The 6,300-nt window shown below is 48.1% G+C and carries 5 protein-coding genes and 1 pseudogene; 1 reads left to right on the forward strand and 5 read right to left on the reverse strand.

What is annotated here, in order from left to right; all coding sequences use genetic code 11:
- Nucleotides 1–14: 14 nt before the first annotated feature.
- From IQ219_RS15655 to IQ219_RS15665, 3 genes and pseudogenes are all read right to left on the reverse strand, one after another.
- Nucleotides 15–776: pseudogene (locus IQ219_RS15655) on the reverse strand (iron uptake porin); the annotation flags it as partial.
- 112 nt (nucleotides 777–888) lie between these two features.
- The gene (gene ntrB / locus IQ219_RS15660) at nucleotides 889–1,731 is read right to left on the reverse strand and encodes a nitrate ABC transporter permease (protein WP_190599566.1); all 843 of its coding nucleotides are present in this window, start codon (nucleotides 1,729–1,731) and stop codon (nucleotides 889–891) included.
- Between the two features lie 62 nt (nucleotides 1,732–1,793).
- Nucleotides 1,794–3,152 (reverse strand): CmpA/NrtA family ABC transporter substrate-binding protein, encoded by a 1,359-nt coding sequence (locus IQ219_RS15665; RefSeq protein ID WP_194020594.1) that lies wholly within the window; start codon nucleotides 3,150–3,152, stop codon nucleotides 1,794–1,796.
- A gap of 252 nt (nucleotides 3,153–3,404) precedes the next feature.
- Between IQ219_RS15665 and cmpR the strand changes: the two genes are divergently transcribed.
- Nucleotides 3,405–4,331 (forward strand): HTH-type transcriptional activator CmpR, encoded by a 927-nt coding sequence (cmpR, locus tag IQ219_RS15670; RefSeq protein ID WP_194020593.1) that lies wholly within the window; start codon nucleotides 3,405–3,407, stop codon nucleotides 4,329–4,331.
- A 202-nt stretch (nucleotides 4,332–4,533) separates the two neighbouring features.
- On the opposite strand, the gene IQ219_RS15675 is transcribed toward cmpR, so the two are convergent.
- Nucleotides 4,534–5,607, reverse strand: coding sequence for a phosphotransacetylase family protein (locus IQ219_RS15675; protein ID WP_190599563.1), 1,074 nt, complete (start codon nucleotides 5,605–5,607; stop codon nucleotides 4,534–4,536).
- Nucleotides 5,608–5,790: 183 nt separating this feature from the next.
- Nucleotides 5,791–6,300 (reverse strand): type IV pilus biogenesis protein EbsA (gene ebsA, locus IQ219_RS15680; protein WP_228017192.1); only part of this gene is annotated, 510 nt, incomplete at its 5' end.

The following is a 6,300-nucleotide window of genomic DNA, read 5'->3' on the forward strand; positions in this document are numbered from 1 at the left end:
GGTTAATAGTTGAAACTGGTCATGCCTTCACCCAAGATGGAGGCATCATTGGGAAAGAGGGTTTCCGCCACACTCCCTGTCCCGGTAATAGGATTGCCAGCGGTAAAGTTGTAGGCCTGTAGCCCCGTAATCAGGGCATCTTTGCCGGTAAAGCTGGTGGTTAGGTTTAGGCGCACCCGATCGTTAAAAACTATCTGGGCAGAGTCGGCGTCCGGTTCTCCTCCGGTGGCACCACTGATGGAGAAAATCACTTCCCCATTCAGTTTAGTGGTGGTGGAAAATTGATGGTCTTCCAGGTAGGCTGTGCGGGTTTCCAAGTTATCCACCCTGGCCCCCAAAGCACTCAGTTCCGTCTGAAACTCTTGGGCTAACCGTTGGAGCTTCTCAATGTCCGCCTTGATCACAGCTACATTTTCTTGCAGTAACCGCTCCATGGTATTCATACAGGCATTGAGCCCAGCGGCAAATTCCCAACGACTTAGGGCTCGATCGCCGCGGAAAGTGCGATCGGGGTAACCCACAATGCAACCGTAACGCTCCACTAAACTCTTTAAGGCTTCATAGGCCCAATCCGTCGGTTGAACATCCCGCAACTCCGAAACCGATGTCACTTGGCCCATGGGCTGGTCCAGCAAGGTAGTCAGTTCCTGCACTGGAGTAATTGCCATGGGATCGACATCCTCGTACAGCATCTGAGCCCCAGCGGAACCAGGGAATGTGGTTAGGCTAGTAACGGTGGCAAATCCTGCGAGCCAAGTGAATCGATGTTGTTTCATTGCGATGAATTCCTCTAATTTTGATCGTGTATGGTTAGCGGTGAATAAAAAAGCTCATGGTCTCTTTTTTTCTCCAAGGCAAATTGTTAACCTCCTGGGGTCAGCGAGTTTGTTACTGTCCTGGGGCAATTAACTTTTGGAGATAGGCAATGCCCCGGTCTAGGAGTAAACCCACCGCACCGATATAAAACACTGCCAAGATGATTTCGCTGATGTAGTTCTGTTGATAGGCATCCCAGATAAAAAAGCCGATACCGACAATGCCCGACATCACAATTTCCGCTGCAATAATTGCCAACCAAGCTAAGCCAATGGCAATACGTAAGCCGGTAAAAATATAAGGTAGTGCTGAGGGAATAAGAATTTTAAAGAAAAACTTTTGGGGAGACAAACGCAATACTTTGCGCACATTAATATAATCCTGCGGAATCTGTTTTACCCCTTCCGTCGTATTAATTAAAATCGGCCACACTGAAGTGATAAAAATAACAAAAATTGCCGCCGGTTGATTCTGCTGCAGAGCTACCAAGGCAATGGGAACCCAAGCCAACGGAGCGACCATGCGCAGAAATTGAAAAATCGGATCAAGGGCCTTATCTACCAAGGGTTGAGTCCCCACCAAAATTCCCATGCTGATGCCGACAATGGCTGCTAGGGAATAGCCCTGGGCTACCCGCCCCAAACTTGCTAGGGTTTGCCAAAACAACCCCTTATCCAACCCCCCTCGGTCGTAAAAGGGATACATCAACAGGGTACGGGTACGGGGATCTGTCCACAAACTACTAGGGGGAGGAAGTTTAATTAGACCCGCCGTGGAAATTAATTGCCACAACAACAAAAAGCCTAAAATTCCGACTATGGGGGGCAAAATATCGCCCCGACGCTTGCGCCAAAACTTTTGTAAGGGATTGGTCCCCGTAGCCCGATTTTTCCTTTGGGGAATGGTAGTGGTCATTATTGTCTCCTTGATAGTAATGGATTAATCATCAACAGTGAAATGGCTTAATTGATAGCTAGTTAGACTTTTTTGATTGTCAAACTTTGCAGATAAGCCGATGGATTAGCCGGGTCAAAGGTAATGCCATCAAAGAAGGTTTCTACGCCTCGGGAAGTACTGCTAGGAATGTCGGCTGTAAACCCTGCTTCCGTTGCCGCTTCTCGCCATATATCTTCCCGGTTGACCTTGTCAATAATCTTTTGAGCTGTATCGAAATCAGGAATGGCATCTTTGTGGAAACCCCAGCGCATACTCTCCGTTAGGAACCATAAATCATGGCTCTTATAGGGATAAGAAACATTGCCAATGCCGTCCTTCCAGTAGAGGGGACCTTTTTGGAAATCATCAATGGCCGGCTGACCATCTCCCATGGTGTATTGACCTTTGAAGGGAGACTCTAAAATGGTGGGGGGAACATTGAAATAGTTTCTGCCGGATACAATCTGGACAACTTCAGGACGATTTTGGGGATCATCAATCCACTGTTGGGCTTCCATAATTCCTTTCAGCAATGCTTTGGTTGCCTTGGGATTTTTATCTACCCAATCCGCTCGAATGGCGAGGTACTCTTCTGGGTGATAGGGCCAAATTTGGGCAGTTAAAGCCGCCATGTAGCCAATATTTTCTGTCACAATGCGATAGGGCCAGGGATCTCCGGTACTAAAAGCGTCCATGGTGCCGTTGCGCATACCCTGAACTGTTTCCGCGGGAGGCACAGCCAGAAGGTCAATGTCGGTGTCGGGATCAACACCCCCGGCTGCAAACCAGTAACGAATCCAAAAATCTTGGTTAACGTTGGGGAAGGTGTGGGCGGCCTTAAATTTGCGGCCATTGGTTTTGTTAAAACCTTTGATATAGTCTGCCGCTTTGGAGATATCAAGGTTTACTCCTTTGCCCTCATGCATTGGTGCCACAGCAATACCATTTCCCTGGGTAATCAATTGCGCCAGGACATACATGGGCACCTTGTTGCCGTTGGTGATGATCCCTTCCGTAATCAGGTGAGGCATGGGCATTTGCCATTGGCCGCCATCAATACCTCCCCCCTGGGAACCAATGGTGACGTTGTCCCTAGCGGAGGCCCAGTTGGCTTGTTTAGAAACTTCCACCCCGGTCATGCCATATTTGGCAAAGAAACCCTTTTCCTGGGCAATGATCAACGGAGCGGATTCCACAATGGGAATGTAGCCCAGTTTAATATTGGGGGTTTCGGGCATCATTTCTGGGCTGATATCCCCGGCCGCTTGGGGGGAAGGGCTAGTGCCAGTGCCGGCGGCGTTGGGATCGGGGGGATTGCCCGTGCAACCCTTCAGAAATAAAGCCCCTGTGGCAGAGGCCGCTGAGGTGAGCAAAAATTTACGTCGATTGAATGATCCCATAACTTTGATTGATATTTTCTATGAAAAAAGGCAGACAGAAAAATGGAATAAGCGCCATGGATATCCCCGGTTTACGGAAGAGTACTGGGACTCCTAGGCTGTGTAAACCAGGGGACGCTTTAGACTGCCTGCCCGAGGACAATGACTAATCCAAGGGGACTTGAATGTTCTGATTATTAAGGAATCCTGAAAATAGATAAATACCCATTTTTTTATGTAATCTATAGAAGTAATCTATAAATGTGAGCCACTATGAAAAATGCCACCCTCCACCAATTTGAGGTTTTTGCGGCGATCGCCAGAACGGGGAGTTTCACCAAAGCGGCGGAGGAGTTATTCCTGACCCAGCCCACCGTTTCCCAGCAGATGAAGCAACTCACCAAGGCGATCGGGGTACCGCTGTATGAACAAATTGGCCGAAAAATTTATTTGACCGAAGCGGGGCAGGCGGTTTTACAAGCCAGTGAAAACATTGGCCTTTGTCTTGATCAGTTGCAGGAGGTGATCGCCGATCTCCAGGGATTAAAAAAAGGTAACCTGCGCCTAGCCACCATTACCACTGGCAAATATTTTGTACCACGACTTTTGGGGGAATTCCGTCAAGAATATCCCGGTATTTCCATTTCTCTACAGATTGGCAATCGTCAGCAAATTTTAGACCGCCTAGCCAATAATTTAGACGACCTATACTTTTTGGGTAAACCACCGTCAAATCTTGATATTAATATCCGTCACTTTTTAGAAAATCCCCTGGTGGTCATTGCCTCCCGTCAGCACCCATTGGTCAATGAAAAGAAAATTTCCTTGGAAAGAATAATCCAGGAACCTTTGATCATGCGGGAGTCCGGTTCAGGAACTAGGATGGCAGTGGAGGAATTTTTCAATGAAAATCGCCTACAGATGAATGTAGAGATGGAAATTAGTAGCAATGAAGCCATTAAACAAGCGGTTTATGGGGGCCTGGGAATCTCCATTTTATCGTTGTATTCCCTGGCATTGGAGGGAGTTCATGGTCCCCTAGCCGTGCTAGACGTGGAAGGATTTCCCCTACAAAAGCATTGGTATATTGTTTATCAAAAATCGAAGCAATTATCCATTGTTGCTCAGGCTTTTTTGGATTATTTATTTACCCATGATGAAGCAGTTTCGATTGCACAAATTTTCCGAAAACCACTGTAGCCTGAGGCTCAGATTGGCAGAAATAAACACGGCCTACAGTTAATCAGAAAACTTTCCCAAACACCGCTCCCAAAAGATTGTTTTAACAGCCCCTCAGTGCTCCGAAGCTTGGGGGGAGACTAGAGAAAAGTTCCTTAGTATGGAGGGATTTAGGGGCAAACTAGGATTTTTTCGACAGACTTCAAATAAAAAATAGACCAGACTAATCTTTGGCCATGATTTCTTGGAAGGCTTGGAGATCAAAATGGGTGGCCATCAATTGTTGGATACATTGCACCTTAACCGGTTCTTGGAGGCGCACATTGCCAAAGGCTTGATCCACAATTTCCACGGTGGTCAGGGTGTCTTGGTCCACAGAGAGAATGGGAATTTCTAAATCCTGGGCCCGGCTGATAATAAGGGGTTGGGGCCCGGCGTGGCCAGTCAAAATTAGACAACTGGTGGAGGTTTCCAAGGCGGCCAATTGTAAATCAGTACGATCGCCACCGGTGACCACAGCTTTATTTTCCCCTTGACGGAAATATTCCAGGGCGGAGTTGACGTTCATCGCTCCAATGGTGAGGCTCTCCACCATCAAATCCAGATGCTCTTCACTGCAGAGCACTTTGGCATTCAGTTGATGGGCCAGTTCCCGCACACTGACGCTTCTGAGTAAACGGTCTTCCGCCAATAGGCCGAGCACAGCAATGCCATGACTTTCCAGGAAAGGCTTGACCAAGTCCTTCGTCTCCGGCAAAGCTTCTAGGGGAATATCATTTATTACCACCCCTTTGAGGCTATCTCCCAAGGTCTGTCGAGCTTTGAGCAGCCCATCCACCACCAAGGGAGAGTGGTAGCGACCCACCAACAGCACCGCTGCGTTAATTTTGGCTGCTAATTCGGAAAAGGAAAGCCCGAACAAACTACCTTCCCAGAGATTGCCTGGGCCTTCCAACAAAACCAAATCCGCTGTTAGATCCTGAATAGAGGCTTGCAGAGCTTCAGCATAGTTAGTTTGGTCTTGCCCTTGGAGGCGTCGGGTAATGGTCTCTTCGTCCAAAAATACCAGGGGTTTACGCACTTGGGCTGGTGCCAACTCCAAACTCTGGCTAATAAATTCAATATCCGCTTCCTCTAGGGCCACCGCTGCCTTCGTCATGGCCGTGCCAATGGGTTTGCCGTAGGCGATCGCCATCCCCTGTTGTTGCAAAAGTCGAGCCAAACCGAGAATAATCCCCGACTTGCCGCTGTAGGGCTCCAAAGACCCGACTAATAAACATTGGGGTGAATTGACCACGGGAACGCTCCTGACTAGATGGACTAGGTGAAAAAATTTGACTGCTGGGCTATTTCGATTAATTTAGCGACGGCATTGTTAAAAAACTGGCTTGATCGATACCCAATGGCCATGGTCACAGTATGCTCCCGCATAACTTAAGCCCCATTGCCCAGGACTAATGGCACGCACTACTATGACTGACTAAACGGCCGAGGCATCATCCAGCCGTAAAAGCTTACGGTAGAAATTTTGCGGAAAGTCAATATTTTTACTCTCCTCGTATCCCGCAATTAGATCGATTAGATAATCCATAAACTCAGAATTGAGCACAGTCATTTCATAACTCAAATCTGCCTGGCCATCGAATTGCATACGACACCGAGTCAATTCCGACGGGAGGCGGGACACAAACCAAGTGGCCACAAAGGAAAGATTTTCTCCCCCCTCAATGCGCCGGGCCCCTTCTACTTGGCCCAATTGATAAAGACCAAGGGCCAAGGGCAATAACTTCTGTTTGTTTTTGTCCGGGTAATAGGGTTGGTAAACAATTACGTCCCTTTTATCGGCGGGTTGGAGCTGACTAATGTCGGTGCTAGACATGGGCAAAATGGCAAAACAAGGATAGGTGGACTTCTCTGCGCCCCCATGGGAAAACCGCGGCATAACCCAGTTTCCCCAGGCGGTTCCGGCTGTTACAGCAATGGCCAAATC

Origin of the sequence: Synechocystis sp. LEGE 06083 (genome assembly GCF_015207725.1) — a bacterium.
Classification (GTDB): Bacteria; Cyanobacteriota; Cyanobacteriia; order Cyanobacteriales; family Microcystaceae; genus Synechocystis; species Synechocystis salina.

Excerpts from the sequence above, each read along its gene's own strand:
- ntrB (WP_190599566.1), bottom strand. The coding sequence starts at position 1,731 with ATGACCACTACCATTCCCCAAAGGAAAAATCGGGCTACGGGGACCAAT.
- IQ219_RS15665 (WP_194020594.1), bottom strand. The coding sequence starts at position 3,152 with ATGGGATCATTCAATCGACGTAAATTTTTGCTCACCTCAGCGGCCTCT.
- cmpR (WP_194020593.1), top strand. The coding sequence starts at position 3,405 with ATGAAAAATGCCACCCTCCACCAATTTGAGGTTTTTGCGGCGATCGCC.